Genomic DNA, 26,114 nt, shown 5'->3' with positions numbered 1-26,114 from the left:
TACAATCATGACCGCATCAAGCTCAAACTAAAAGGGCTGAGTCCCGTGCAATACAGGACTCAGCCCTTTCCGGCCTAGCCATCAACCGTCCAACTTCTGGGGGTCAGTTCACTCGGCCGGGCTTTTTTACATCGTCGTTCGCTGAAAAACCGCGATCAGAAGAACGCCTGCAGGCCGGTCTGGGCGCGGCCCAGGATCAGCGCGTGGATGTCGTGGGTGCCTTCGTAGGTGTTGACCACTTCGAGGTTGACCACATGGCGGATCACGCCGAATTCGTCCGAGATGCCGTTGCCGCCGAGCATGTCGCGGGCCACGCGGGCGATATCGAGCGACTTGCCGCACGAATTCCGCTTCATGATCGACGTGATTTCCACGGCGGCCGTGCCTTCGTCCTTCATGCGGCCCAGACGCAGGCAGCCTTGCAGGCCGAGCGTGATCTCGGTCTGCATGTCGGCCAGCTTCTTCTGCACCAGCTGCGTGGCGGCCAGCGGGCGGCCGAACTGCTTGCGGTCCAGCGTGTACTGGCGGGCGGTATGCCAGCAGAACTCGGCGGCGCCGAGCGCGCCCCAGGCAATGCCGTAGCGGGCCGAATTCAGGCAGGTGAACGGACCCTTGAGGCCGCTCACGCCCGGCATCAGGTTCTCTTCCGGCACGAAGACCTGGTCGAGCACGATCTCGCCCGTGATCGACGTGCGCAGGCCCACCTTGCCGTGGATGGCCGGCGCGGACAGGCCCTTCCAGCCTTTTTCGAGGATAAAGCCGCGGATGGCTTCCTTGCCGTCGTCGCCCACCAGCTTGGCCCAGACCACGAAGACATCGGCGATCGGCGAGTTGGTGATCCACATCTTGGCGCCGGACAGCTCGTAGCCGCCGTCCACCTTCTTGGCGCGGGTGACCATCGAGCCCGGGTCGGAGCCGTGGTTCGGCTCGGTCAGGCCGAAGCAGCCGATCCATTCGCCGGTGGCCAGCTTGGGCAGGTACTTCTGCTTCTGCGCTTCCGTGCCGAATTCATAGATCGGCACCATTACCAGCGACGACTGCACGCTCATCATCGAGCGGTAGCCGGAATCCACACGCTCCACTTCCCGGGCGATCAGGCCGTAGCTGACGTAGTTCAGGCCCGGGCCGCCGTACTGCTCGGGAATGGTCGGCCCCAGCAGGCCCAGCTCGCCCATCTCGCGGAAGATCTCGATGTCGGTCTTCTCGTTGCGGAAGGACTGGAGCACGCGCGGCATCAGCTTGTCCTGCGAGTACGCGGCGGCGGCGTCGCGCACCATGCGTTCTTCGTCGGTGAGTTGCTGATCCAGCAGCAGGGGGTCGATCCAGTTGAATTCGGCATTGGCAGCCATGGAGGTCTCCTTCTTTGGTGGCGCGCCGAGGGGCGGGGGCACCCTCGAACAAATGTAGTGAAGTTCCGCATTGCGGAACCTTGTTCCGATGAGCTAGTATAGCCGAACCGATCCGCAGCGCAACAGGGGGTGGACCCGATCCCGCCCTGCCGCACGCCAGGTGGATCATCCTTCTCATGGAGCCACGCCTTGGCCACTTCCTCATTGCCCGCCCCGGCGGCGAACGCCGATACCGAGCGCCCCGCGCGCGAAAGCGATCCGAACTTCGTGACGGCGCTGGCGCGCGGCCTGGAACTGCTGCGCTGTTTCCGCACCGGCGAAGCGATGCTCGGCAACCAGGATTTCGTGCGCCGCACGGGCTTTCCGAAGGCCACGGTGAGCCGGCTGGCGGGCACGCTGGTACAGCTTGGCTACCTGCGCTATGACGACAGCCTGGGCAAGTACGCGCTCGATGCGGGTGTGCTCGCGCTCGGTTTCTCGTATTTATCCGCCTCGGACGTGGTGTCACTGGCACGTCCGCACATGCTGGCGTTCGCGCAGGCGTATGGCGTGTCGGTGTCGCTCGGCAAGCGCGAGCGGATGGAGGTGATTTATCTCGAATCGATACGAAACGACGCCGGCGTGATGCTCGGCCTTGGCGTGGGGTCGCGGCTCTCGCTGATGTCGAGTTCGATGGGGCGTGCCTATCTGGCCGCGCTGCCGGCCGCGCGACGCGAGCGCGTGCTGGCCGAATTCGCGCTCGCCTACCCCGAGCAGTGGAAGCAGCAGGAGGCGCCGATGCGCGCCGCACTGGCCGAGGCCGAGCGCCTGGGCTACTCGGCCTCGTTCCGGGACTGGCATCCCGCCATCCACGCCTGCGCCGTGGCGTTTCGGCCGGTGGGGGAGAAGGACCTGCACATGATCAGCTGCAGCGCGTCGTACGGCACGGTGGCCGAGCAGGTATTCCACGAGACCCTGGCCCCGGCGCTGCAGGCGCTGGCCCTGCGGCTGTCCGACCCCGGCGCGCGCTGAGCGGCCCGCCGGTCTCCGCCATCAAAGGTCCGTGCGCAGCTTCCACAGTTCCGGGAACAGCACCACGTCGAGCATCTTGCGCAGGTAGCCGACGCCCTCGGTGCCGCCCGTGCCGCGCTTGAAGCCGATCACGCGCTCCACCGTGGTCACATGGCGGAAACGCCATTGCCGGAACGCATCCTCCAGGTCGACGAACTTCTCGCCCAGCTCGTAAAGCTCCCAGTATTTGGACGGATTGCGATACACCTCGAGCCACGCCGTCTCCACCGACGCGTTGTAGGTCGTCGGTTGGGTCCAGTCGCGGTCCACCACATCGGCGTCGATCTGGAACCCGCGCCGCGCCATCAGGCGGATCGCCTCGTCGTACATCGACGGCGTGTGCAGCGCGGCCTCCACCAGCGCCAGATGCTCGGGCCGGTGCGCGTGCGGGCGCAGCAGCGCCGCGTTCTTGTTGCCGAGGATGAACTCGATCTCGCGATACTGGTACGACTGGAACCCCGACGACGCGCCGAGATAAGGCCGCATCGCCGAATACTCGGGCGGCGTCATCGTCGCCAGCACGTTCCACGCCTGCACCAGCTGGTCCATGATGCGCGACACGCGCGCCAGCATCTTGAAGGCCGGGCGCAGTTCGTCGTTGCGCACGCCGTCGCGTGCGGCGCGCAGCTCGTGCAGCATCAGCTTCATCCACAGTTCCGTGGTCTGGTGCTGGACGATGAACAGCATTTCGTTATGGTCCGGCGAGCGCGGATGCTGGGCGCTCAGGATCTGGTCCAGGCCCAGGTAGTCGCCGTAGCTCATGTCCTGCGCGAAGTCCATCTGCGCGCCGTGCCACTTGTCGCCCTCCGCATCGCCGGTGTTGGCCGATGCGCCGTGTCCCATCGGACATCCCTTGAATTCGCTCATGGTGGGCTCCGCTCAGGTCACTGCCGTCCGCACGGCAAAGCGCGCATCGCGATAGGCGCCGCTGTCGAGTACGTCTCGCAGAATCTCCACGGCGTCCCACACTTCGGTGAAGCTCGTGTAGAGCGGCGTGAAGCCGAAACGGGCGATGCCGGGCTCGCGATAGTCGCCAATCACGCCACGTTCGATCAGTGCCGCGACCAGCGCGTAGCCGTCCGGATGGGCAAAGCTGACCTGGCTGCCGCGCCGGGCGTGCTCGCGCGGCGTGACCAGCGTCAGCGGATGTTCGGCGCAACGTGCCTCCACCAGCGCGATAAACGCATCCGTCAGCTTCAGGGACTTCGCGCGCAGCGCGGTCATGCTGGTCTGGGCGAAGATGTCCAGCCCGCATTCGACCATCGCCAGCGAGGTCACCGGCTGCGTCCCGCACAGGAAGCGGCCGATGCCCTCGGTGGGGCGGTACTGCGGGGACATCGCGAACGGCGCCTGATGGCCCCACCAGCCGGACAGCGGCTGCCAGAACGCATCGCGCAGCGCGGGCGCCACCCAGACGAAGGCCGGCGAGCCGGGGCCGCCGTTCAGGTACTTGTAGGTGCAGCCGATGGCGTAGTCGGCGCCGGCTGCGGTCAGGTTCACGGGCACCGCGCCGGCCGAGTGGGCGAGGTCCCACACCGTCAGCGCGCCGCGCGCATGGGCCAGCTCCGTCAGGCCGGCCATGTCGAGCATCTCGCCGGTCTTGTAGTTGACGTGCGTCAGCATCAGCACGGCGGTATCGGCGCCTACGGCGGCGTCGATCTCTTCCGGGCTGTCCACCAGGCGCACCGAATAGCCTTGCTGGAGCAGGTCGGCCAGGCCCTGGGCGATATAAAGGTCGGTCGGGAAATTGCTGGCCTCGGAGACGATCACGCGGCGCGCCGGGTCGCGCTGCTGCTGCACGCGCAGCGCGGCGGCGAGCACCTTGAACAGGTTGATCGATGTCGTGTCGGTGACCACCACTTCGTCATGGCCGGCGCCGATCAGCGGGGCCAGCCGGTTGCCCAGCCGGCGCGGCAGATCGAACCAGCCCGCCGAATTCCAGCTGCGGATCAGGCCCTCGCCCCATTCGGCGGACACCACTTCGGCGGCGCGCGCGGCGGCGGCACGGGGGCGGGCGCCGAGCGAGTTGCCATCGAGATAGATCACGCCGGCAGGCAGCGCAAACTGCTCGCGCAGGCCGCGCAGCGGGTCGTCACGGTCGAGCGCGACGCAATATTCACGGGTCAAATTCATGGGCTGGAAATCAGACGATTCTGAAAAAGGTCAGGCGAGGGCGCGCAGGATGGCGCGTACCGGGCTGGCATCGAGCGTGGCAAGGCGTAGTGGCAGGGCGATCAGTTCGTAATCGCCCGCCGGTACGTCGTCCAGCACGATGCCTTCGAGAATGGCAAGCCGGTGGTCGCGCACGGCGTGGTGCGCGTCCATCGTCTTCGAGTCCTGGGGGTCTAGCGAAGGGGTGTCGATGCCGACCAGCTTCACGCCGTGGCGCGCCAGCAGCGCGATGGTCTCGGCGGCCACCGCGCAGAAGCCTGCATCCCACGTGCCCTGCGGCGCCGTGGCGTAGGTACGCAGCAGCACGCGCGGCGGCGTGCCGGCCAGCGCGGCCTCCACGTGGCGCGGCAACACGTGCGGGCCGGCGCCGATGCAGTCGATCACGCGGCACGGGCCGAGGTAGGCATCGAGCGGTACCGCGCCAATCGGCGCGCCATCCGCCACATAGTGGAGCGGGGCATCCGCATGGGCGCCCGTATGGGGTGACATCGTCATCCGGCCGACATTGACCGGACACTGGCCATCCATGACCCAGGCCGGGTCGTGCTGGAACGGGGTGTCACCGGGCCACACCGGCGTGGTCGGTGAGACGGGCGGGGTGATGTCCCAAATACGGCGGGCATCGTGAAAATCGGGGGCGTGGGGCATGGGGGCGGCAGGGATCGTGAAGATCGTCGCGTCGATGACCGCATCATAGTCAAAAGCGCCCAGAAGAGGCTTGCGAAATGCCCCGTCCTGATGGGCATGTTTCGCATAGAATTGTGCTGATAGATCAAATATTCGCAGATTCTGCGACAAACACGGATATGACCCTCGATCCCATCGATTTGCGCATCCTTACCTGCCTGCAGGAGAACGGCCGCATCAGCAATCAGGATCTCGCCGATAGAGTGGCGTTATCGCCCTCCGCTTGCCTGCGGCGCGTGCGCTTGCTGGAGGAGCAGGGGGTGATTGGCGGCTACCGCGCGTGGTTCGATGCCGAGCGGCTGGGGCTGGAGATCGAGGCGATCGTGCAGGTGTCGATGCGCCACGACCTCGAAGGCTGGCACGACACCTTCAACGCCGCCGTGCAGGCGTGGCCGGAAGTGCTGACCGCCTATGTGATTACCGGCGACAGCAACTACATCCTGCGCGTGCAGGCGCGCAACCTGAAACACTACTCGGATTTCATCGTCAACCGGCTTTACCGCACGCCGGGGGTGATGGATATCCGCTCGAACATCGTGCTCCAGCGGATCAAGACCGATGGCTCGCCGCTGTCGGCGCTGCATGCCGACCAGGGCGGGAAAGCATAGGGAGGGGAGAGGGCAGGCTTAGCGGTCCAGCGGGGAGACGGTGGAGAACTGGCCACCCTGGAACACCAGCGGCTGGCCGCCGCAGTCCTGCAAGCCGCAGCGCTCCACTTCACCGACGAAGATCACGTGGTCGCCTTCGTCGTAGCGGCTGCGGTTATGGCATTCGAACCAGGCCAGCGCGTTGGCGAGGATCGGCAGGCCGGTCTCGGAGAGGCGGTAGTCCACGCCCGCGAAGCGGTCGCCCTTGAGCGAGGCGAAGCGCTGGCACAGGTCCATTTGCGACGCACAGAGCACATTGATGATGTAGTGCGTGCCATCGCGGAACATCGGCAGGCTGTTGGCGCGGTTGGCCATGCTCCAGAGCACCAGCGGCGGGTCCAGCGAGACCGAGTTGAACGAGCTGGCCGTGATGCCGACGAACGGGGCACCGTTGGCGTAGGGATGCCCCGCCGCGCGCGTGGTGATGACGGTCACGCCCGTGGCGAACTGCGACAGCGTCCGCTTGAAATGCTGCGTATCGAAGTCGGGCGAGGCGGCCTTGCGGCCCGTGATGGGGTCGTCGTCCTCGGCAGGCATGCCCATGTCGCGGGCTCCACACAAATCCATGATTTTCATTGCATCGTCAGCCGGTACGCCTTGTACGGATGTCACCTTGCGCCGCACGCGCGGGCGCGTCGGTGGGATTTCGTACAAAACGGGCCGGAATCGCGGCGCCGGAAGCCCGGCGCCGATCGTCCCACGATTGTAGCGGAGTCCGGACATTTGCCCTGACGGTAGGGTCTTTCGCGCCGGCTGGCCCGGGGCCCGCGTTCAGAGCCGGTCCGCGATGGCCTCGGCCAGCCGCGCGATGCTCAGCGGCGCGCAGCCCTCGGCGTTGTTGCTGACGATCACGTAGGCCGGTTGGCCGGTGCGCAGCGTGCGCGCCACCACGTCGGCGATGGCGTCGCGCGTCTCCGGGTCGGGCTCGACGATCTTGTCGAACGGGCCGTAGGCTTTCTCGGCCATCGCATAGGAGCGGCCCTCGCGCAGCATCCAGCGCAGCACCAGCGGGCCGGGCGCGCCGTCGTCCATCAGCGCCTGCGCCGCGGCCTGGCGGGCCACGGGCGGCAGGCGGTCGCGCGCGGCCAGGCAGAAGCGCACGCCACGGTCCCGCAGCAGGCGGATGTAGCGCGGCGTGAGCAGGGCCGGGTCGCGGATTTCCACCGCGTAGCAGGCGTGCGGCGTCAGCGTGGGGTCCAGCGGCGGGAGCGCGGCCAGGAAGGCGTCCAGCCGGGCGAGGAAGGCCGGGCCGTCGTCGCCCACACCCGCCAGCGGCGACAGCTGGAACAGCAGCGGTCCGCAATGCAGGCCGAGCCCGCCCGTGGCCGGCACGATGCAGTCCCGGATCGCGATCTCGGGGTTCAGGAACGCCGCGTTCGGCAGCCGCCCGGCGCCATCGGGTCCGCGCAGCCATGCATCGCAGACACTGGCCGGCGCCTTGACGAGGAAGCGGAAGCCCTCGGGTACCTGTGCCGCATACTGCATATAGTCGGTCAGCGGAATCGGCCCGTAGAAACCCCGGTCGATCCCCGCCGCGCGCAGCAACGGATGCTGGCCGCAGGCGCGCAGCCCCTTGCGCGAGAGCAGGCTCTCGGTGTACTGGCCATCGTAGACCAGCCCGTGCCAGCCCGGATACGACCACGACGAGGTGCCGAAATGGAGGTTGGGCGGCAGCCGCTGGCCGAGCGCCACCAGCGCGGCGTCGGGCGTCCACGGCGCGACGACCTTGCCGGCGGGCTTTTTCCTGGAGGGCGCGCCAGCCGCAGGATCGGCGGCTGACGCGGTGTCGGAGGGGGCGGGGAGCGGCGCTGCGGGCGCATCGCCGCCAGCGCCGCCATCGCCATCATCGCCAAAGAGGTCAAGCGTATCGTTCAATCGATTCAGACGGTATTGCCGATCGTGGCGTCATAGATATAGCGTCGCGACCACGGCAGGGTGTCGGCCGGGCGGCGCGCCTTGTGGCACACCACCTGGTAGATCGACATCTGGTCGGTCGTGAACGCGTGGGCGGTACCGGCCAGGTAGATGCGCCAGATGCGGTATTTCTTCTCGCCGACCATCTTCCGGATCGTCTCGCCGTTGGCCTCGAAGTTGTTGGCCCAGTGGAACAGCGTCTGGGCGTAGTGCCGGCGCAGCAGTTCCACGTCGAAGCCTTCGAGCCCGCCCTGCTGCAGGGTCTGCAGCACCATGCCGATGTGCGGCAGCTCGCCCTGCGGGAACACGTAGCGGTCCATGAAGCCCGAGCCGTCCATCGGCACCTCGCCGCTCTGCGGGTCGGTGGAGGTGATGCCGTGGTTCATGGCCACGCCGTCGTCCGTCAGCAGGTCGCGAATCCGGCCGAAATAGGCCGGCAGGTTGGCCTTGCCCACGTGCTCGAACATGCCGACGCTGGTAATGCGGTCGAACTGGCCGGCGGTATCGCGGTAGTCCTGGAGGCGGATCTCGATGCGGTCCGTCAGCCCGGCGGCGCGCACGCGCTCCGTGGCGAGGTCGAACTGGTTCTGCGAGAGCGTGATGCCCACGCAGCGCGCGCCGAACTTCTGCGCGGCGCGCAGCACCAGCGCACCCCAGCCGCAGCCGATGTCGAGCAGCGTGTGGCCCGGCTGGAGCCGGATCTTGGTCAGGATGTGGTCGATCTTCTTCAACTGTGCGGTGGCGAGGTCTTCATTGCCGTGCTCGAAGTACGCGCACGAGTAGACCATGTTCGGATCGAGCCAGAGCCGGTAGAAGTCGTTCGAGACGTCGTAGTGATACTGGATCGACGCCTGGTCTTCCTGCTTGGTATGGGTGAAGTGCTGGGCCACGCGGGCGAGGGCGCCGCCGGCACTGCGCGCGGCTGCGGCGGAGAAGCCGAAGGCGACGTTGATGATGTCGGCCAGGCGGCCTTCGAGGTCGATCTTCTCCTGGACATACGCCTCGCCGAGGTTGTCCAGGCTGGGTACCAGCAGCAGCGGCAGGGCGGTGGCCTCGCGTACCGTCAGGGTGACGTCGGGCTTCTCGAAATGGCCGAGCGGGTACTCCTTGCCATTCCAGAGCCGGAGCTTCACCGGCAGGTTGGCGTGCTCGCGCACGTCGGCGATCCAGCTGTCGAGCTGCTTGTCCAGGGCTTGTTTGAAAAACATGCGGCTTCCTCCCGAATTGGTTGCGGCACACCTCTCGTACGACCCTAAAACTTTACGCCAAAACTTTGAATTGTGCAGTGCGGGTCCCCGGACTCCGCCTGCTGCCACGTACTTGTCTGAACAGGCAGACAAGTACGTGGCGCGGGGCCTCAGGGCGACAGTCAGGGCGACAGCCGCACGATATCCCAGCTGCCATCATCCTGTTTGCGATAGCCGATGCGGTCGTGCAGGCGGGACGGGCGGCCCTGCCAGAATTCGATCCAGGTGGGCGCCACGCGATAGCCGCCCCAGTGCGCGGGGCGCGGCGGGTTCTCGCCAAACTTGCTGCGGAAGTCGGCCTCGCGGGCCTCGAGGACGTCGCGGCCGGGCACCTCGCGGCTTTGCTCGGACGCCCATGCGCCCAGCCGGGAGCCGAGCGGGCGCGAGGCGTAGTACGCATCGCTCTCGGCCTCATCCACCTTCTCCACGATGCCTTCCACGCGCACCTGCCGCTCGAGCTGCACCCAGTGGAACAGCAGCGCCGCGCGCGGGTTGGCCTGGAGGTCGAGCCCCTTGCGGCTCTCGTAGTTGGTGAAGAACGTGAAGCCGTTGGCGTCCATGCCCTTCAACAGCACGATGCGGGCCGATGGCTGGCCATTGGCGGCCACTGTGGCCAGCGTCATCGCATTCGGCTCGGGCAGCTTGGCCTGGAGCGCCTCGTCGAACCAGGTCTGGAACTGGCGGATCGGGTCGGCGGCCACGTCGGATTCGGAAAGCGCGCTCAGCATGTAGTTGCGGCGCAGGTCGGCTAGTTGGGTCATGTCGCGATCACGAAGATAGATGCACTTCGAGTATAGCGAATGCGCCGCGCAGCGCATTTGCGGTGCCGCAAACTGCCGCGCCCGTTTTAAGTTTTATTCGATTTCCGCCACCCGGGGCTTGCGGGACTGGTTGCGGGAGTAGTAACCCGCCATGCCCATCGCGCCGGCCATCGAGAGGAAGATCGGCAACATGCCGAGCGCCGTGCCGACCACGCCGAAGGTCAGCGGCCACACCACCTGGCTCGTGTTGAGCACGGCCGAGCGCAGCCCGAGCGCCTCCCCGGCGCGGCCCGAGGGCGAGGCGGTATGGAGGATGTTCATCACATTGGGCTGCGCGCTGCCGAGCGCGAGGCCAAGCACGAAGGCCAGCCCGCACATCAGCCAGAATTCGGCGACGAACGGGTAGACGAGGTAGGCCATGGCGCCCACCATCAGCGCGCACCGAATGATCTTCCATTCAGACAGATGGCGCGACACCAGCGGCATGGCGATGCGGATGGCCAGCGTGGCGATGGCGAACGCGCCGAGCACCCAGCCGATGGACGACGGCGACAGGCCGATGCGCGAACCCTGGATCGGGATCAGGAACGCGTGCAGGTCCCAGGCGGCCGAGAGCACTGCGCTGGCGATGAACACCGCGCGCAGTTCGGGATGCTGGAGCAGGTCCAGCGTGGAGCGGCGGCTGCCGTCTTCCACCGCGATCCGGCCGGCGTTGCCGCCCGTGGCCGGCAGGCGCGGCCGCACGTACTGGAGCCCGGCCTGGCCGAGCAGCGCCACCGCCACCAGCACGCAGAACGCGGGCCGGAAGCCCGCGTGTTCGATCACATAGCCCATCACCACCGGGCCGAGGGTGCCGGACACCGACAGCCCGAGCGCGTGGTAGGTGTAGTTGCGCAGCCGCTTGTCGGGCGTGGAGACCTGCCCGATCAGCAGCTGCATGGCCACCTGGACCAGCATGAAGCCAACCCCGATCAGCGCGCACGCCGCATAGAGCGCGCCGATGTCCGGCCAGATCGCCGGCAGCAGCGTGCCGGCCACCACCATCAGCGAGCCCGCCGTCATCGGCAGGCGCGGGCCGATCTCGTCGATGCGGCGCCCGGCGCGGATCGCCAGGAACATCGGCAGCAACGCATAGAGCGCCATCAGCAGGCCGAGCGTGACCGTGGAGGCCTTGAGCGAAATCGCAAACAGGGAAACGACGACGCGACTGGCGTTGAACGCCACGTGGTTGCACACCGTCAGGGCGATCAGCCAGCTGATCGGCGGAACGGCGGCGTGAGGCAACGTCATGGGACGGGGGCAGGTAGGGGGTGCTGCGTGGATCGCGCCGCCGGCAAGGTCTCCGTCCGGGTCGAAAAGTGCGCGAAAAAAATAAGTGCGGCCGTAGCCGCACCTCACAAGGGCGCCGTCACCGGACTGGAACCGGCAGCGACGACCGATGCATGCCATTCTGTTTAGTGCTTTGCTTGTAAATGGCCGTTTAATTATGCGGCCGTCCCGGGGCCGGACACAACGCCTGCGTGGGGGGAAGTGCAAATCCGCAACACCTGGCGTGAATCGACACGGATCGGATGTTGCGGATTTCGTCGAATGACGATGCGAGGCTGCCTGGCGACCCGTCTAGCCGCCCTGATACAGCTGCGCGTCGTTGGCCGGCTGCATCGGCTTCTGCTGGACCGATGGCGTGGGCTTGCGCGGCTCGGTGGGGGCCGGGCCCGGCTGGCCCTGGGCGGCGGCCGACTTCGATGGCGACTCGGGAATTGCCGGGCCGGCGGCCTGCTTGCCGGCGCGGCCGGTGGCCGGGTCCTGATAGGTCTTGCCCGGCGGTGGGGCGGTCGGGCGCTTCTTCAGCTCGGCCAGCAGGCGGGCGCACTGGCTTTCGTCGCCGCCCGGCGAGATGTCCAGCAGCGGCACCACCAGCGCCACCGGCGCGGTCAGCGCCAGCGCCAGCGCGCCGCCCGCCCGCAGGGCCAGCACGGCGATGTTCGGGCTGACCGATGGGTTCTTGAACGTGCCGCCCACATACAGCGGCGACCGCAGCGAGATGATCCGCAGGCCCTTGGAGTCCGGGTGGATGGTCAGCGCCAGCCGCTCCTCGCCGAAATCGATCGCGCCGTCGGTGGTGATCACGGCGTCCTGGGTGTCGAGTACAAAGGTGCGGGCGCGGGCGATGCCGTCCTTGACCGCGAAGTCGCTCACGCCGCAGTTGATCTGCACGGGTTTGTCGCCAAACAGCTTGGAGACCACCACGCTGCCCACGTTCAGGCCGATGGCCTCCAGAATGAACTTGCTGACCGTGCCGTTCTCCACCAGCAGCTTGGCCTCGCCGTTCGACGAGCCCATCAGCGCGGCCACGGAATTGCCGGTGCCGGACAGCTTGGCGCTGCCATTCACCTCACCGATGCTGGCGCGCATCGAGTCAGCCTTCGGGAACAACTGCTTGAGCTTCAGGTGGCGCGCGGTCATATCGACCATGGCGCCCATCGGCTCGCGCTTGCCGTCCAGCCGGATCGTGGAGACGAGGTTGCCGCCGGCCACGCCGAAGTTGAGCGGGTCGAGCAGCAGCACGCCATCGGTCAGCTTCAGGTGAGTCTTCAGGTCGGTGATCGGCAGGTCTTCGTCGCGGACGATGCGCTTGCCGGTGAATTTGACGTCGGCGTCGATCTCGTCCCAGCGCTCGGTGCGGAACGGCGCCACCGGCAGCGCCTTGTTGGCCGGCTGCTTGACCGGGCTCTCGGAGGCCGCCTGCCCCGGCTTGGCATCGGCGCCGATCAGCGGCGCGAGGTCGGCGAACAGCAGTTGCCTGGACACCAGCTCGCCAGACAGCAGCGGGCGCGGCGAGCGTTGCGCGAAGGTGAGCGTGCCGCCCAGGTCGCTGCCGCCGACCTTGCCCGTGAAATCCCGATACGTATAGGACGACGCCCCTTTCTTGAGCGTGGCCACCAGCCGCCCGCGCGTTTCATACGGCGGGGTGGACGGCAGGACGATGCCGGTCAGCGCGTAGAGCTTGGCCATGTTGTCGCCGGACAGCATCAGGTTGACGTCCAGCGCGCCCAGATGGGCCGGGTTGGTCAGCGTGCCTTCGATTACTGCGCGGGTGGCGCCCACGCGGACATCGGCCTGCACGGGGTAGGGCGTGTTGACGTCGCGCAGGCTCAGCACCGTGCCGGCCTTGCCGCTGGCGTTGATGGTGGCCTGGTTGTAGTGCCCGACTGCCTTCCAGCGGATGCCGTAGCGGCTGTCCCTGGCGTCCTTGGTGTCCTTGGTGTCCTTGGTGTCCTTGGCCATCGGCGCGGAGGCGTCAACGGCGGACGCATCGGTCGGTGGCACCAGCGCGCCGTCCCGGGCCTTGTCGTAGAGCGCCTGGTCGCCCACGGTGTCCAGCGTGGCCTGCATGTCGATCTTCTCGGCTGCATCGGCCAGCGCCAGATTGCCGCGCTGCAGCACGACCTCGCCAATATCGAGTTCCCAGCTCGATTTGCCGGTCTTGGGCCCGGTATCGAAAGTCCAGTTGTTGCGCTTGTCCGCCAGCCGCTCGAGCCAGACGGCGGGGCTGTCCACCACGATGGTCGGCACGGCGATCTGGTGCGCCAGCAGCGGCAGCGGGCGCAGTATGAAGATGACCTCCCGCACGGTGGCCATGTTGGGGGCCTTCGCCCAGTCCGGGTTGCCCACGGTGATGTCCCGGGCCGACAGGCGCGGCCACGGCACCAGCGTGCGCCAGCCGGTCTCGCCCTGCGCGCGCTTCCAGGTGACCATCAGGTCGCCATTGATCGCGAACGGGCGGCCGATGGCCAGCGACACCTTGTCGTTGAGCCACGGCTTGAGACGATTCCAGTCGAAGGTCAGGATGACGATGACGAGGATCGCAATCAGGGCGAGCGGGGTGAACACGCTCCAAAGAATGATCTTGTGTCGGCGCGAGGCGGGCATGAGGGCGGACTCCTGTTGGCGGACTCCTGTTGGCGCGCAGGGCCGGGCCGGGGTGGGTAAGCCCGCCCGGCCTGCCATGCGGCGGATCAACCACTGCACAATCAATTTTAGGGGAGGGCGCCGCGCCGGCTTGTCGGCCTTGCGCTGACATTGCGGTCGCCGGAGCGCCGATTTTTGGCGCCAGCCAGGTCTGCCGGGGTGACATAAAATAGCGAAATTCGTGATTTATCCAGCTTTCCCCGCTTATCCCCCCATGACCATTGCCGCACTACCCGGGCTGCCCGGCCTGCCCGAGCCCCTGACCCACGAGACCCCCGAGGACGACGACTACCACCGCCGTTTCGGCGGCGTGGCGCGGCTGTACGGGGCGGCAGGCATGGCCCGGCTGGAGGCGGCCAGCGTCTGCGTGATCGGCATTGGCGGCGTGGGCAGCTGGGCGGCCGAGGCGCTGGCACGCAACGCCGTGGGCCGCATTACGCTGATCGACCTCGACCATATCGCGCCATCGAACACCAACCGCCAGATCCATGCGCTCGGCGACGCCTATGGCCGCGCCAAGGTGGAGGCGATGGGCGAGCGCATCGTGGCGATCAACCCGCGCTGCCGCGTCTCGCAGATCGACGATTTCGTGACCGAGGACAACGTGGCCGACCTGCTGAGCGGCTTCGACTACGTGATCGACGCCATCGACGCCGCGAAGATCAAGACCGCGATCCTCGGCTGGACGCGGGGGTCCGGGCGCGGCGCGCGCATCCTCACGTGCGGTGGGGCAGGTGGGCAACTGGATCCCACGCGGGTGCGGCTCGAGGATCTTTCCCGGACGGTGCAGGACCCGCTGCTGGCCAAGGTGCGCGGCAACCTGCGCCGCCAGTTTGGCTTTCCGCGCAACCCGAAGCGGAAGTTCAACATCCTGGCCGTGTATTCCGACGAACCGGTGCGCTATCCGGAGCCCGAACAGCAGGCCTGCGAGATCGACGAGGCCCCGCCCGCGCCGCGCGAGGCCCCGCAAGGGCTGGCTTGCGCCGGGTATGGCTCGTCGGTGGCGGTGACGGCGGTGTTTGGCTTCGTGGCGGCGTCGGCCGTAATCGGCGCCATTGTGGCCGGCAATGACGCCCGGGCGGGGTCCGAAGACGCGGCTGAGGAAGACTGAGGACTGGGGACTGGGCGCTAGCTCGCCAGGGTGCGCAGCAGGCGGTCCAGCGCGGCGGCGTCCGGGGCCAGGTTGTCGAAGAAGATCAGTTCGGGATACTCGGCCGGGTCCGGCATGAAGCGGCGTGTCCGATACGCCTCCCAGTGCGTGAGCTTGTAGGCATCGTTGGGATTGCCGCGCCGGACAATGCGCGCGTGGGCCTCGTCCTCGGGCAGGTGCACCCATACCACCTGCGTGCGCGTGCCAGCCGGCATGTGCAGCCACGCCGGGTCGGTCAATTGGTGGGCGCGCACCTCGCGCGAGAGCGGCCCCACCACCAGCACGCTGATGCCGAGCATCAGGTTCTCGCGCGCGGTGTCCAGCAGGCCCTGGTATTCGGGGTCGCGCAGGTTGTCCAGGTAGGCCGGGCTGTCGCGGTCGTTCGGGTCGCCGGTGATGGCGGCCATCGCCGCCGCGCTGTAGCGCCCATAGAGCGTGTCCTTGTCGAGCAGGCAGAACGGCTCGCCGGTGGCCTGCATCAACGGGCCGATCAGCTTGTGGGACAGCGTGGTCTTGCCGGTGCCGGCGTGGCCGCAGAAGAAGATCAGTCTTGGCATGGCGGGAAGGGGCGCGTCGGCCACAGCAGGGTTGCGAACGGCAAGGATACCCCGCATCGGAGCGATCACGACGCGTGGCCTTGCGGAAAATCAGATCGGCGGGGCCGGAAATCGGTATCCTTGCCGCGTTACCGACCCTGCTCCTTGCCCACCACATGTCCGCCGCCGCACTCGATACGCACGATCCCTATCAAGGACTGTCGTCCGAGGGCCTGCCCGAAGCGCTACGCCTCGGGGAGCCCGTGACCGACGCCACCCACGCCGAATTCCTCCAACTGCTCGATGCGGCCGCCCGCGCCGACGATGCCGGCTTCCTGGCCGCCTATGACGCGTGGATCGACCACACGCGGCATCACTTCGCGCAGGAGGAACAGTGGATGGAGGCGATGGGCTTCGGCCCGCGCCATTGCCATGCGGGCGAGCACCAGCAGGTGCTCGCCGTTGCGCAGGCCGTGCGCGACAAGGTGGCGGAGGAGGGGGTGGTGAGCCTGGGGCGGCGGCTCGTGGGCGAACTGTCGGGCTGGTTCGACCATCACGTGAAGTCGATGGACACCATGATGGTCGAACACATGCAGGCCAACGGCTTCACGCTGGTGGAAGGCCCCCAGGGCTGAAGCCGGGGGGCCTTAGTTCACCACTCAGTTCAGCGCTGCGCTGAGCTGGCGGCGCCAGCGCGAGACCACGTCGGGCCGCCCGGCGAGCAGGTCGAACACCGACAGCATGGTCTTGCGTCCGATATCTTCCTCGAAGCCGCGGTCGCGGCGCACGATTTCCAGCAATTGTTCCAGGGCGGGCTCGTACTCGCGGCGCGCGATCAGCGCGTTCGCCAGGTCGAGCTTCGCGCCCAGGTCGGCCGGATTGGCCTGCACGCGGGCGATCAGCGCGGCGGCGTCGGGCAGGTCGTCCACGTTGCGTAGCGCTTCCAGCTGGGTCTGCACGGCGGCATAGCCTTCCTCCTGCGGGGCGCGCGGCGATAGCCGGGCGAACTCGGCCTCGGCGGCCTCGACCTCGTTGTGATCGAGCAGGAAGCTGGTGTAGGCCAGCCGCGCGTCATCGGCGCCCGGATCGAAGGCCAGCGCGGCCTGGAAGGCGGCGCGCGCGCCCTCGGCATCGCCGGCGGCCACCAGTTCGCGGGCCTCGTGCAGCGCCTGCTCGCCCGGGTTCGGGGTCAGGCGGTCCAGGAATTCACGCAGGCCCGACTCCGGCAGTACGCCGACGAACTGGTCCACGGCCTGCCCATCGGCAATCGCCACCACATGGGGAATGCTGCGCACGCCGAAATGCGCGGCCAGCTCCTGGTTCTCGTCCACATTGACCTTGGCGAGCTTCCACTTGCCGCCGGATTCGGCTTCGAGCTTTTCCAGCATCGGTCCCAGCGTGCGGCATGGGCCACACCAGGGCGCCCAGAAATCGACCAGCACGGGCACCTGCCGCGACATCTCGATCACGTCGGCTTCGAAATTCTGCAGGGTGACGTCGCTCATGTTCTGCCTTTCGGAATGATGGGGGCCGGCATGCGGCCGGATCTCCCTATTGTGAGGGCGAAGCCGCGGAAAGCAACCTTTGGCCGACCCCGACCGGGAAAACCTCCGCTTGAAAATAGAACGGTCGTTCAGTTATATTGGCCCTCTGTTGACGAAACCAAAAAGCCGGTCGCAAAGACCCAGGAGACAAGATGACCACCACGCCCGCGCGTCCGCATTTCCAGTTCTGGCCGAAGCGGCTGCCCACGCAGATCGTGCTGCCCGAGACCTCGCTCTGGTTCAACCTCGAAGTCTCCGCGCGCCGCTACGCCGAGAAGCCGGCGATCCGCTACTTCGGCAATGCCATCACGTTCCGCGCGCTGGAGGCGCAGGCCACGGCGCTGGCGGGCTGGCTCCAGCAGAAGGCCGGCGTGAAGAAGGGCGACCGCGTGCTGCTGTACATGCAGAACTGCCCGCAGTTCATCGTCAGCTACTACGCGATCCTGCGTGCGGACGCGGTGGTGGTACCCGTCAACCCGATGAACCGGGCCGAGGAGTTCAAGCACTACGTGACCGATGGCCAGGCGCGCGTGGCGATCTGCACGGCTGACCTTGCCGCCGGCGTGGCCCAGGCCAACGCCGAACTGCCGGCCGACCAGCAGCTCCAGCACGTGCTGGCCACCCAGTACGCGGACGCGCTGCCGGCTTCCTACGAACACCCCGAAGACGCGCCGCCCGCGTGGATCACCGCCGAGCATCCGCTGCCGGCGGGCGCCACGCCGTGGGCCGAGGCGCTCGGCGCCGGCCTGCAGCCTGGCCCGCACACGGCCGGCCCGGACGACATGGCCGTGATGCCCTACACCTCGGGCACCACGGGCTTCCCCAAGGGCTGCATCCACACCCATCGCTCGGTCATGCACAACGTGATCGGCGGCGGCACGTGGTCGGGCAGCGGCGCGGAATCGGTGATCCTGTCGGTCCTGCCGCTGTTCCACGTCACCGGCATGCAGTACGGCATGAACGGGCCGATCTACAGCGGCGCCACCGTGGTCATGCTGCCGCGCTGGGACCGCGAGGTGGCCGGGCGCCTGATCTCGCGCTACCAGGTCACGCACTGGACCAACATCCCGACCATGGTGATCGACTTTCTGGGCAGCCCGAACCTGGCCAGTTTCGACCTGACCAGCCTGCGCTACATCGGCGGCGGCGGCGCGGCCATGCCGCAGGCCGTGGCCGAGCGGCTCAAGGAACAGTTCGGCCTCAGCTACCTGGAGGGCTATGGCCTCTCCGAGACCATGGCGCCGACGCACAGCAACCCGGCCGACCGCGCCAAGCTGCAATGCCTGGGCGTGCCGACCTTCAACACCGAGGCGCGCGTGATCGACCCCGTTACGCTGGCCGAGCTGCCGCCGAACGAAGTGGGCGAGATCATCGTACGCGGCCCGCAGGTCTTCAAGGGCTACTGGGGCAAGCCCGATGCCACGCGCGACGCATTCATCGAGTTCGAAGGCCGGACCTGGTTCCGCACCGGCGACCTGGGCCGCATGGACGACGACGGCTACTTCTTCATCACCGACCGCCTCAAGCGCATGATCAACGCGTCCGGCTTCAAGGTCTGGCCGGCCGAGGTGGAAAACCTGCTCTACAAGCATCCGGCCGTGCAGGAGGCGTGCATCATCGGCACGCGCGACGCCTATCGCGGCGAGACCGTGAAGGCCGTGGTGGTCCTGCGCACCGCCGCCAAGGGGCATACCACGCCGGAAGAGATCATCGAATGGGCGAAGGAGAACATGGCCGCGTACAAGTATCCGCGCGTGGTCGAGTTCGTCGATGCATTGCCGAAGTCCGGCACCGGCAAGGTGATGTGGCGCCAGTTGCAGGAGAGCGAGAACACGCGTACCGGCGCGTGACGTGCGCGGGCCTCAGTGCCCGCGGGCGCGCATCAGCATCCTGACCATGGTCTTGTAGCCGCGCTCGCGCGCATGGCGCGTGGGCGTCACGCCTTCGCGGTCGGCGAGGTTGGCGTCCGCGCCCGCATCCAGCAGCAGTTGCACCACTTCCTCGTAGCGTGCGCTGCCGTCGCCGAGCACCACGGCCTCGAGCAGCGCGGTCCAGCCGAGCTGGTTCACGTGGTCCACGCTGAGCCCGGCTTTCAGTAGCAGTTTCACGATTTCGACATTGCCGTGCTGGCTTGCGGCGATCAGCGCCGTGCCGTCGTAGCGGTCCGTGCTGCGCGGGTCGGCGCCGTGGGACAGCGCCAGCCGCACGATGTCGATCTGCCCCGTGGCGGCCGCCACCAGGAACGGGCTGTTCGACTCCCCATCCTTGCGATTCACATCGGCGCCGGCCAGGATCAGCGCCCGCGCCACCTCGTTGCGGCGGTTGTAGACCGAGGCCAGCAGCGCGCTGCGGCCGCGTTCGTCCACGGCCTGCATCGACGCCCCGGCAGCGAGTAGCCGATTGACGAGTTCCGCGTCGCCAATGCTGGCGGCGGTGATCAGGTTGCGGTCCAGCGCGGCCATGCCATCGCTGCGCGGTGGCAGGGTGGGCGGATCGACCGGACGCGCACGCGGCCCCTGCGCGAGGGTGGGGCCGTTGCCGATGCCAGTCAGGGTGCGCGCCAGCGTCTGGCCGCCCTGGCCGGCGAGCAGGCCGCCGGCCATCAACAACCCCAACAGCCCGAGCATTTCGGCGATGGCCTGGCGGCGGGGGCGGGTCTGGGAGCGCGTCATGTGGGGGGTGTCGAAGGCGCTGGGGTGGCTCAGACGGTTTCGTGCGGCGCGTTGGCGGCGGCGATGCCGTCCGTGCCGTCGGCCTGCATGACGGGCGGCCGGTGGCGGTGCGGATCGTCGCCGGCCGGGTGCATGGCATCGGCACCGTCACTGTCCTGGAGCAGGCGCCAGAGGCGGCCCAGGTAGGGGTCGTCCACCCCGTTGGTGGCCAGGCCCAGCAACGTCTGCTGGAGATATTCGCGGGCCGGGCCGTACAGGCCGCAGGCGTGGCGCAGACAGTCCACCACGCGGGTGTCGGGCAGCCGCCCCGCGTAGGCCGGATGTTCGCGGTTCATCACAAAAGCCAGCGCGCGGGCTTCCGGTGCGTCCGGGGTATTGTCGAGCTTCACGCGCAGCCAGCGCGGGTGATAGGCGCCGGTCAGCATCTCGCGGCGCCAGAGCACGCGGAATTCCTGCTCGATCACATGGGCCGGGATGCGGAACACCATGCCCGTGCAGCAGCCGCCCCGGTCCAGGCCGAGCACGAGCCCGGGGTTGTCCCAGGTGCCACGATTGATACGGGAATAGAGGTAGAAGCCGCGATGGTAGCCGTGCACGGTGGCCAGGCGCCGGTCCGTATGGACCACCATCGGGTTCCAGATCAGCGAGCCGTAGCCGAACAGCCAGACATCGCCCTGCAGGGCATCGCCATCAGGCCGGGCGGCCAGCGCGGCATGGAGCGATTGCTCGATATCGGCCTCAGGCAGCAGCGAGGACGCGACCGGTGTGCTGCACAGCGATGCGCGCAGCCTGTCCGCTTCGAGGTCCTGTCTGGTGATGGCCATGGATGGAAGGATAATCCAAAGCGTATTGATCCGTCGCAAGGAAGCCACATGCGGCGAGCGGGGTGTGTGTCACAGGCAACGGTTTGCAATGCGCCCGCCGGGCCGGCAAGTCTCTACAATGGGGGCCTGACTTCTTGGAGAACCGGTCATGGCGCGTACGCTTACCGTGGTGTTCGGCAGTGGCAAGGAATTCGATTTCACGCTTGGCGATGCCGAGCTGGCGGCCGTGACCGAGGAGGCCGCATGGCGCTGGTTCGACCGCGAATATGCCGAACTGGACTGCCAGGCCTCGAGCCCGGTGGGCAAGGTGCTCGTCATCGACAAGATCCTGAACGTGGCCAAGTTCTCGGGCGAGAACCGCTTCAGCGGCAATGCGGAGTGGGCGCAGGACTTCGCGCGGCATGCCGGCCGGCTGCTGGACCGCGACAAGGTGCGCGTGGACGTGGGCAACGCCGCGATCGGGTTCTGACGGGCTCTGAAGCCCCGGCTTTCAGATTCCACGATGTAAAAACGGACGCCGAGGCGTCCGTTTTCATTGGGTCAGGCCCGGCCGAAGCTCAGACCGACAGCAGTTCCACTTCGAACAGCAGCGTGGCGTTCGGGGGAATCACGCCACCGGCGCCGCGGGCACCGTAGCCCAGGTCGGCCGGAATCACCAGGCGGCGCGTGCCGCCCACCTTCATGCCCTGCACGCCTTCGTCCCAGCCACGAATCACGTGGCCGGCGCCCAGCGGGAACACGAACGGGTCGTTGCGGTCCTTGCTCGAATCGAACTTGCGGCCAGCCTGGCCGTTCTCGTACAGCCAGCCGGTGTAGTGCACGGTCACGTGCTGACCTGCCGTGGCTTCGTTGCCAGCGCCGACAACGGTGTCTTCGAATTGCAGGCCGGAGGGAGTGGTTTGCATCGCAATCTTCCTGTTTTTGGTTGATGAAGCGTTATCTGGGGCTCGGGCGGCCCGCCTCAGCCGGCGGCGCGCTGGAGCACGTCGAGCGTCAGCTGCACGTTGTGGTCGTCGTCGCTGACCCAGATCTCGGCGTCCTGGATGGTCACGGACAGGCGCATGGCGCGCTGCGCCATGCCGGCCAGTGCCTCCACGGCTTCCGAGGGCACATTGTAAATGGTCACGTTACGCAGCTTGCTGGCCTTGCCGGCCATGCCCTTCCACCATTCACGCGCGCTGGCGCTCTGATAGGTATAGACGGTGACGCGGTCCGCGCGGGACGAGGCGCGCCGCAGCCGGGCTTCGTCGGGCTGGCCGAGTTCCACCCAGTGGGCGATCTCGCCGGTCAGCGTCTTGTCCCAGAGGTCGGGTTCGTCGGGCTCGTCGAGGCCGCGCGTGAAGGTGAGGGACTCGGACGCCTCGCAGGCGAAGGCCAGCAGGCGCACCATCATCCGCGCGTCGTTTTCAGACGGATGCTGGGCGATGGTCAGCGTATGGCTGCCGTAGTAGGGCCGATCCATGTCCGATACGGACAGTTCGGCCTTGAAGATGGTGGACTTGAGCGCCATGGAATCACGGGAAATGCGGGCTCGCGCCGGCCACGGGATGCCATCCGGCACGGCGCGCGAAGGCCGCATCATACGTGATCCGCGTGGGCAGGCGATGGAAAACCATCGCCCGACGGTGCGTTGGCGCGCGCAGCCCGGGCGGGCGCTCGCTCAGGACTTGCGCTTGTGGCTGACCCAGAAGCGCAGCACCGCCGACACCAGCACCAGCGCCAGGAATGCGGCGGCCGCCACCAGCGCGAGGCCGGCGTTGCTGTTGATCTGGCCTTCGAGCGCCACGCTGACCAGCAGCGTGCCGACCATGACGGCCAGCAGCGGCAGCAGCAGGGCGCCACGGCCATAGGTCTGGTAGGCCCAGAGCGGGAATTTGCGGACGGTTTGGGCAGGGATGCTGCAGGCCAGGCAGGCGCCGGCTGCGGCCAGGGACGCCGCAACGACGTCTCCGACGTGAATAGTGATCATCTCGACTCGCGAATCGCCGGGTACGCTGTGGGCGGAACGCGGCAGGGATGGGATGGCAAGGCGCTGATTTTACTGAAATTTTTCCCGGCAAAGGTGACGCAGGGTCGTCATCGGGACCGATATCGGAGATCGATTTCCCCTATTCAGGATGGCGGCGCGCTGCCGTCCGCCCCGGGGCTACTGCGCGGGCGTCGCTTCGACCGAAATGTGCAGCGTCACGGTATCGCCGACGTCGGGCAGGAACCGTGTCATGCCGAAGGCGCTTCTGGGCAGGCTGGCGTGGAAATCGCCGCCGCAGACGTCCCGGCCCACGCCGAACAGCACCACGCGCCCGCAACTGAAGCGGTCCGCCTCCAGCCGCAGGGGGTGGGTCACGCCCAGCAGCGACACCTGCCCCTCCACGGCCACGAGCTTGCCGCCTTCCACGACGAAACGGTTGCCCTGGAAACGCGCGACCGGAAAATTCTGGGAATCGAAGAATTGTGGCGAGCGCAGCACCCCGTCGAGGCTGCGATTGCCGGTATCGACCGAGTCGGTATCCACCGTGAAGTCGATCGATCCCACCCCGGTGGCCGGGTCATAGAGGATGCGGCCATCCAGCTTGTTGAAGCGGCCGCGCACCGTGGTGCGGTCGAAATGGCTGGCGCCGAAATAGACCGCGGTATGGGTGGGATCGACGTTGTAGTTCACGGGCGCCGCCCAGGTTGGGGCGCTGGCGCCCAGGAGGGCGGCGATCAGGAGACGGGGCAGCATGGCTAGTGGCTTCTAGTGGCTAGTGGCTAGTGGCTAGTGGCTAGTGGCTAGTGGACGAACACCGGCAGCAGGAACAGCCCGATCACGGTCAGGAAGCCGATGGTCCAGCACAGCGTGCGCAGCGTGGCCCGGTCGGTCAGGTAGCAGACCGTATAGAGGATGCGCGCGACGACGAACACCACCGCCAGTTCGTCGATGCGCGCCTGCGGGGCACTCAGGTGACTGGCAATCAACACGCCGGCCGCAAAGAACGGGAAAGCCTCGAAGTGGTTGCGGTGGGCGAGGTCGGCGCGCCGCGCCCGCCCACTTTGCTTCTCCAGCCAGCCGCGCGGGTCGTGGTTGTCGAAGCCGCTACGCCCACTCGCCTTGGCGATAGCCACCGTCAGCACGGGCAGCAACCCCGCCACCAGCACGCACCAGAACGCAATCGGCATATCAGTCCCCGGGGTTCTAAATCAGGCGGCCACCACCTTGATGCGCACGCCGGCCATGGTTACCACCTGCCCGGCGCGGATCTTGGCGGTCTTGCGCGACTCGGCCGCGCCGTCCACCGAGACCTCGCCGGCCGCCACCAGCGCCTTGCCGGCGCCGCCGCTGTCACAGACGCCGGCCAGCTTCAGCAGGTCGTTCAGGGCAATGAACTCGCCCTCGAGCGGAAATGTGATGGTTTGCGTCGTCATCGTCACTTGCCCCAGCTGTCCTTGAGGCCAACCGTGCGATTGAAGACGGGCTTGCCCGGCTGCGAATCGGTACGGTCCGCCACGAAGTAGCCGTGACGCTCGAACTGGAAGCGGTCTTCCGGCTTGGCGTCGCGCAGGCCCGGCTCCAGGTAGGCCTTGACCACCTTCTTGGAGTCGGGGTTCAGCGCATCGAGGAAGTTCTTGCCGCCCGCGTCGGGGTTCGGGTCGCTGAACAGCCGGTCGTACAGGCGCACCTCGGCCTCCACCGCATGCGGCGCGCTGACCCAGTGGATGTTGCCCTTGACCTTGACGCTGTCCGCGCCCGGCGTACCGCTCTTGGTTTCCGGCAGGTAGTTCGCGTGCACGGCCACCACGTTGCCGTCAGCGTCCTTGTCCACGCCCGTGCACTCGATCACGTAGCCGTAGCGCAGGCGCACCTTGTTGCCCGGGAACAGGCGGAAGTAGCCCTTGGGCGGCGTCTCGGTGAAGTCGTCGCGTTCGATCCACAGTTCGCGCGAGATCGGGAACACGCGGCGGCCCAGTTCGGGCTGCTTGGGGTGCACCGGCGCCGAGCACTCCTCGGTCTGGCCTTCCGGGTAGTTGTCCAGGATCAGCTTGACCGGGTCGAGCACGCCCACGCTGCGCGGCGCGCGTCCGTCCAGGTCGTCGCGCACGGCGCCTTCGAGCGTGCTCATGTCGATCCAGCTATCGGCCTTCGACACACCCACGCGGTCGCAGAACAGCTGGATCGATTCCGGCGTATAGCCGCGGCGGCGGATGCCGACGATGGTGGGCATGCGCGGGTCGTCCCAGCCGTCCACGCGGTTTTCGTCCACCAGCTGCTTGAGCTTGCGCTTGCTGGTGATGGCGTAGGTCAGGTTCAGGCGCGCGAATTCGTACTGGTGCGGCAGCGGGTCGCGGAACACGCCGGCTTCGCGCAGGTGCTGGAGCACCCAGTCGTACAGCGGGCGGTTGTTCTCGAACTCCAGCGTGCACAGCGAATGCGTGATGTTCTCGATCGCGTCCGAGATGCAGTGCGTGAAGTCGTACATCGGGTAGATGCACCACGCATCGCCGGTGCGGTGGTGATGGGCGTGGCGGATGCGGTAGAGCACCGGGTCGCGCAGCACGATGTTCGGCGCGGTCATGTCGATCTTGGCGCGCAGCACGTGCTCGCCGTCGCCGTACTTGCCGGCGCGCATGTCGCGGAACAGCGCCAGATTTTCCGCCACCGTGCGGTCACGGAACGGCGAGGGCTTGCCCGGCTCGGAGAAGTTGCCGCGCGTGGCGGCGATCTGCTCGGCGGTCTGGCTGTCCACATAGGCGGCGCCGCGCTCGATCAGCGTTTCCGCAAAGGCGTACAGTTGCTCGAAGTAGTCGCTGGCGTAGTACAGGTGCGGCTGGCCGCCCGGCTGGGTGGCGTCCCACGAGAAGCCGAGCCAGTGCACGGCGTCGATGATCGAGTCGACATACTCGGTGTCTTCCTTGACCGGATTGGTGTCGTCGAAGCGCAGGTGGCAGCGGCCGGCGTAGTCGCGCGCCAGGCCGAAGTTCACGCAGATGCTCTTGGCGTGGCCAATGTGCAGGTAGCCGTTCGGCTCCGGCGGGAAGCGCGTGATGACCGGCGGCAGCGCGGCGCCCTGGCTGTCCGCGCGGCCGGCGTAGGTGCCTGCGGCCAGGTCCTGGTCGATGATGCTGCGCAGGAAGTTCGAGGAGGCCGGGTTGTCGGTGGACTTGTCGGTAGGCTTGTTGTCTTGGCTCATGGTGGCGCCGCGTCGTATGCGGCCGTATGGCTTGGTGTGGGGCACCGGGACGCTCCCCGGTTCCCCATGTTCGATGGAATGGCGGGATTTTACCGTGCCTGCGGGGCAACCCGGCGGTGCGGCGCGATTTTCAGAATCGGCTCACAGCGCGGTGGCCGCAAGTGGTGCAGAATCCACGGCAGGTCATCGCATGCCGCCATCGTGGCATGAAAAGCTTGGGCCATGTTGCGGGAACTCAACCCATGAACACTGCTTCCTCTCCTGATTCGTCCCTCTCGGCCACTTCGTCAGCCTCGGCCACATTGCCGGCGGACGCCCTGGCCGGCCTCTGGCACGGCGCCGGCCTGCCGCCCGAGGCGCTGGCCCACCTGGCGCTGACCGGCGCGGACCCGGTGCTGCCATCGAGCTTCGCGGTGGGCACGGC

Annotated in this window: 28 protein-coding genes and 1 pseudogene; 8 read left to right on the top strand and 21 right to left on the bottom strand. The window is 67.5% G+C overall.

The genetic code is table 11. The annotated features are described in order from the left end of the window. On the top strand, positions 1 to 78 hold a 78-nt coding region (locus KHO18_RS24630), incomplete at its 5' end, for an IS3 family transposase (RefSeq protein ID WP_211943783.1). 77 nt (positions 79 to 155) lie between these two features. Here the strand turns inward: KHO18_RS24630 and KHO18_RS24625 are convergent. Further along, positions 156 to 1,349 carry an acyl-CoA dehydrogenase gene (locus KHO18_RS24625; RefSeq protein WP_144198054.1) on the bottom strand — a complete coding sequence of 398 codons (1,194 nt, stop codon included), beginning with the start codon at positions 1,347 to 1,349 and terminating at the stop codon, positions 156 to 158. A 189-nt stretch (positions 1,350 to 1,538) separates the two neighbouring features. Between KHO18_RS24625 and KHO18_RS24620 the strand changes: the two genes are divergently transcribed. After that, the gene (locus tag KHO18_RS24620) at positions 1,539 to 2,360 is read left to right on the top strand and encodes an IclR family transcriptional regulator (protein ID WP_211944051.1); all 822 of its coding nucleotides are present in this window, start codon (positions 1,539 to 1,541) and stop codon (positions 2,358 to 2,360) included. 21 nt (positions 2,361 to 2,381) lie between these two features. Here KHO18_RS24620 and kynA read toward each other — a convergent pair whose 3' ends face one another. Genes kynA through kynB form a run of 3 tightly spaced genes read right to left on the bottom strand, consistent with a single transcriptional unit; the run spans position 2,382 to position 5,219 of the window. Next, on the bottom strand, positions 2,382 to 3,266 hold the full coding sequence (gene kynA, locus KHO18_RS24615) for a tryptophan 2,3-dioxygenase (RefSeq protein WP_144198056.1): 885 nt from the start codon (positions 3,264 to 3,266) through the stop codon (positions 2,382 to 2,384). Positions 3,267 to 3,278: 12 nt separating this feature from the next. Next, positions 3,279 to 4,532, bottom strand: a complete 1,254-nt coding sequence (kynU, locus tag KHO18_RS24610; protein WP_144198057.1) for a kynureninase — start codon at positions 4,530 to 4,532, stop codon at positions 3,279 to 3,281. Positions 4,533 to 4,562: 30 nt separating this feature from the next. Further along, the gene (gene kynB, locus KHO18_RS24605) at positions 4,563 to 5,219 is read right to left on the bottom strand and encodes an arylformamidase (protein ID WP_144198058.1); all 657 of its coding nucleotides are present in this window, start codon (positions 5,217 to 5,219) and stop codon (positions 4,563 to 4,565) included. Between the two features lie 158 nt (positions 5,220 to 5,377). Here kynB and KHO18_RS24600 point away from each other — a divergent pair, with 158 nt between their 5' ends. Next, positions 5,378 to 5,866 (top strand): Lrp/AsnC family transcriptional regulator, encoded by a 489-nt coding sequence (locus KHO18_RS24600; protein WP_211944050.1) that lies wholly within the window; start codon positions 5,378 to 5,380, stop codon positions 5,864 to 5,866. Between the two features lie 18 nt (positions 5,867 to 5,884). On the opposite strand, the gene KHO18_RS24595 is transcribed toward KHO18_RS24600, so the two are convergent. The 6 genes from KHO18_RS24595 to KHO18_RS24570 form a co-directional block, all read right to left on the bottom strand. After that, positions 5,885 to 6,448, bottom strand: coding sequence for a flavin reductase family protein (locus KHO18_RS24595; protein WP_144198060.1), 564 nt, complete (start codon positions 6,446 to 6,448; stop codon positions 5,885 to 5,887). Between the two features lie 228 nt (positions 6,449 to 6,676). Beyond that, on the bottom strand, positions 6,677 to 7,780 hold the full coding sequence (locus KHO18_RS24590) for a DUF72 domain-containing protein (protein ID WP_144198061.1): 1,104 nt from the start codon (positions 7,778 to 7,780) through the stop codon (positions 6,677 to 6,679). A gap of 5 nt (positions 7,781 to 7,785) precedes the next feature. After that, complete coding sequence (locus KHO18_RS24585) at positions 7,786 to 9,027, bottom strand: SAM-dependent methyltransferase (protein WP_144198062.1); 1,242 nt, start codon at positions 9,025 to 9,027, stop codon at positions 7,786 to 7,788. A 161-nt stretch (positions 9,028 to 9,188) separates the two neighbouring features. Then, positions 9,189 to 9,827 carry a pyridoxamine 5'-phosphate oxidase gene (gene pdxH, locus KHO18_RS24580; protein ID WP_144198063.1) on the bottom strand — a complete coding sequence of 213 codons (639 nt, stop codon included), beginning with the start codon at positions 9,825 to 9,827 and terminating at the stop codon, positions 9,189 to 9,191. A gap of 93 nt (positions 9,828 to 9,920) precedes the next feature. Continuing rightward, on the bottom strand, positions 9,921 to 11,117 hold the full coding sequence (locus KHO18_RS24575) for an MFS transporter (RefSeq protein ID WP_211944049.1): 1,197 nt from the start codon (positions 11,115 to 11,117) through the stop codon (positions 9,921 to 9,923). Between the two features lie 330 nt (positions 11,118 to 11,447). Beyond that, positions 11,448 to 13,760 (bottom strand): AsmA family protein, encoded by a 2,313-nt coding sequence (locus KHO18_RS24570; protein WP_211944048.1) that lies wholly within the window; start codon positions 13,758 to 13,760, stop codon positions 11,448 to 11,450. Between the two features lie 253 nt (positions 13,761 to 14,013). On the opposite strand from KHO18_RS24570, the gene KHO18_RS24565 reads away from it, so the two are divergent. Next, the gene (locus KHO18_RS24565; RefSeq protein WP_144198066.1) at positions 14,014 to 14,910 is read left to right on the top strand and encodes a tRNA threonylcarbamoyladenosine dehydratase; all 897 of its coding nucleotides are present in this window, start codon (positions 14,014 to 14,016) and stop codon (positions 14,908 to 14,910) included. A 17-nt stretch (positions 14,911 to 14,927) separates the two neighbouring features. Here the strand turns inward: KHO18_RS24565 and KHO18_RS24560 are convergent, their stop codons facing one another. Continuing rightward, positions 14,928 to 15,506 carry an AAA family ATPase gene (locus tag KHO18_RS24560; RefSeq protein WP_144198067.1) on the bottom strand — a complete coding sequence of 193 codons (579 nt, stop codon included), beginning with the start codon at positions 15,504 to 15,506 and terminating at the stop codon, positions 14,928 to 14,930. Between the two features lie 155 nt (positions 15,507 to 15,661). Here KHO18_RS24560 and KHO18_RS24555 point away from each other — a divergent pair, with 155 nt between their 5' ends. Further along, positions 15,662 to 16,120 (top strand): bacteriohemerythrin, encoded by a 459-nt coding sequence (locus KHO18_RS24555; protein ID WP_144198068.1) that lies wholly within the window; start codon positions 15,662 to 15,664, stop codon positions 16,118 to 16,120. Positions 16,121 to 16,144: 24 nt separating this feature from the next. On the opposite strand, the gene trxA is transcribed toward KHO18_RS24555, so the two are convergent. Further along, positions 16,145 to 16,990, bottom strand: a complete 846-nt coding sequence (gene trxA / locus KHO18_RS24550; protein WP_144198069.1) for a thioredoxin — start codon at positions 16,988 to 16,990, stop codon at positions 16,145 to 16,147. A 191-nt stretch (positions 16,991 to 17,181) separates the two neighbouring features. On the opposite strand from trxA, the gene KHO18_RS24545 reads away from it, so the two are divergent. Further along, on the top strand, positions 17,182 to 18,879 hold the full coding sequence (locus tag KHO18_RS24545; RefSeq protein WP_144198070.1) for a long-chain fatty acid--CoA ligase: 1,698 nt from the start codon (positions 17,182 to 17,184) through the stop codon (positions 18,877 to 18,879). 12 nt (positions 18,880 to 18,891) lie between these two features. On the opposite strand, the gene KHO18_RS24540 is transcribed toward KHO18_RS24545, so the two are convergent. Further along, positions 18,892 to 19,701, bottom strand: coding sequence for an ankyrin repeat domain-containing protein (locus tag KHO18_RS24540; protein WP_211944047.1), 810 nt, complete (start codon positions 19,699 to 19,701; stop codon positions 18,892 to 18,894). Between the two features lie 29 nt (positions 19,702 to 19,730). Beyond that, on the bottom strand, positions 19,731 to 20,525 hold the full coding sequence (locus tag KHO18_RS24535; RefSeq protein WP_144198072.1) for a gamma-glutamylcyclotransferase: 795 nt from the start codon (positions 20,523 to 20,525) through the stop codon (positions 19,731 to 19,733). Positions 20,526 to 20,673: 148 nt separating this feature from the next. On the opposite strand from KHO18_RS24535, the gene KHO18_RS24530 reads away from it, so the two are divergent. Then, the gene (locus KHO18_RS24530; RefSeq protein ID WP_092290450.1) at positions 20,674 to 20,994 is read left to right on the top strand and encodes a hypothetical protein; all 321 of its coding nucleotides are present in this window, start codon (positions 20,674 to 20,676) and stop codon (positions 20,992 to 20,994) included. Positions 20,995 to 21,082: 88 nt separating this feature from the next. Here the strand turns inward: KHO18_RS24530 and KHO18_RS24525 are convergent, their stop codons facing one another. The 7 genes from KHO18_RS24525 to KHO18_RS24495 form a co-directional block, all read right to left on the bottom strand. Then, positions 21,083 to 21,430, bottom strand: coding sequence for an FKBP-type peptidyl-prolyl cis-trans isomerase (locus KHO18_RS24525; RefSeq protein WP_144198073.1), 348 nt, complete (start codon positions 21,428 to 21,430; stop codon positions 21,083 to 21,085). 56 nt (positions 21,431 to 21,486) lie between these two features. Then, positions 21,487 to 22,035 carry a YaeQ family protein gene (locus KHO18_RS24520; protein ID WP_144198135.1) on the bottom strand — a complete coding sequence of 183 codons (549 nt, stop codon included), beginning with the start codon at positions 22,033 to 22,035 and terminating at the stop codon, positions 21,487 to 21,489. A gap of 150 nt (positions 22,036 to 22,185) precedes the next feature. Further along, a complete protein-coding gene (locus KHO18_RS24515; protein ID WP_144198074.1) occupies positions 22,186 to 22,494 on the bottom strand; it encodes a hypothetical protein in 309 nt (102 codons plus the stop codon). Positions 22,495 to 22,671: 177 nt separating this feature from the next. Next, positions 22,672 to 23,247, bottom strand: a complete 576-nt coding sequence (locus tag KHO18_RS24510) for a YceI family protein (RefSeq protein ID WP_144198075.1) — start codon at positions 23,245 to 23,247, stop codon at positions 22,672 to 22,674. Positions 23,248 to 23,294: 47 nt separating this feature from the next. Further along, positions 23,295 to 23,681 carry an MAPEG family protein gene (locus KHO18_RS24505; RefSeq protein WP_144198076.1) on the bottom strand — a complete coding sequence of 129 codons (387 nt, stop codon included), beginning with the start codon at positions 23,679 to 23,681 and terminating at the stop codon, positions 23,295 to 23,297. A 21-nt stretch (positions 23,682 to 23,702) separates the two neighbouring features. Next, a complete protein-coding gene (locus KHO18_RS24500) occupies positions 23,703 to 23,927 on the bottom strand; it encodes an RNA-binding S4 domain-containing protein (RefSeq protein WP_144198077.1) in 225 nt (74 codons plus the stop codon). 2 nt (positions 23,928 to 23,929) lie between these two features. Further along, on the bottom strand, positions 23,930 to 25,690 hold the full coding sequence (locus tag KHO18_RS24495) for a glutamine--tRNA ligase/YqeY domain fusion protein (RefSeq protein WP_144198078.1): 1,761 nt from the start codon (positions 25,688 to 25,690) through the stop codon (positions 23,930 to 23,932). 242 nt (positions 25,691 to 25,932) lie between these two features. Here KHO18_RS24495 and KHO18_RS24490 point away from each other — a divergent pair. Beyond that, positions 25,933 to 26,114, top strand: a pseudogene (locus KHO18_RS24490) (CoA transferase); the annotation flags it as partial.

Source organism: Cupriavidus campinensis, assembly GCF_905397395.1.
In the GTDB taxonomy this organism is placed as follows: domain Bacteria; phylum Pseudomonadota; class Gammaproteobacteria; order Burkholderiales; family Burkholderiaceae; genus Cupriavidus; species Cupriavidus campinensis.
Note: the sequence above shows the minus strand (reverse complement) of the source record. Positions and strands in the feature narration are given on the sequence as shown.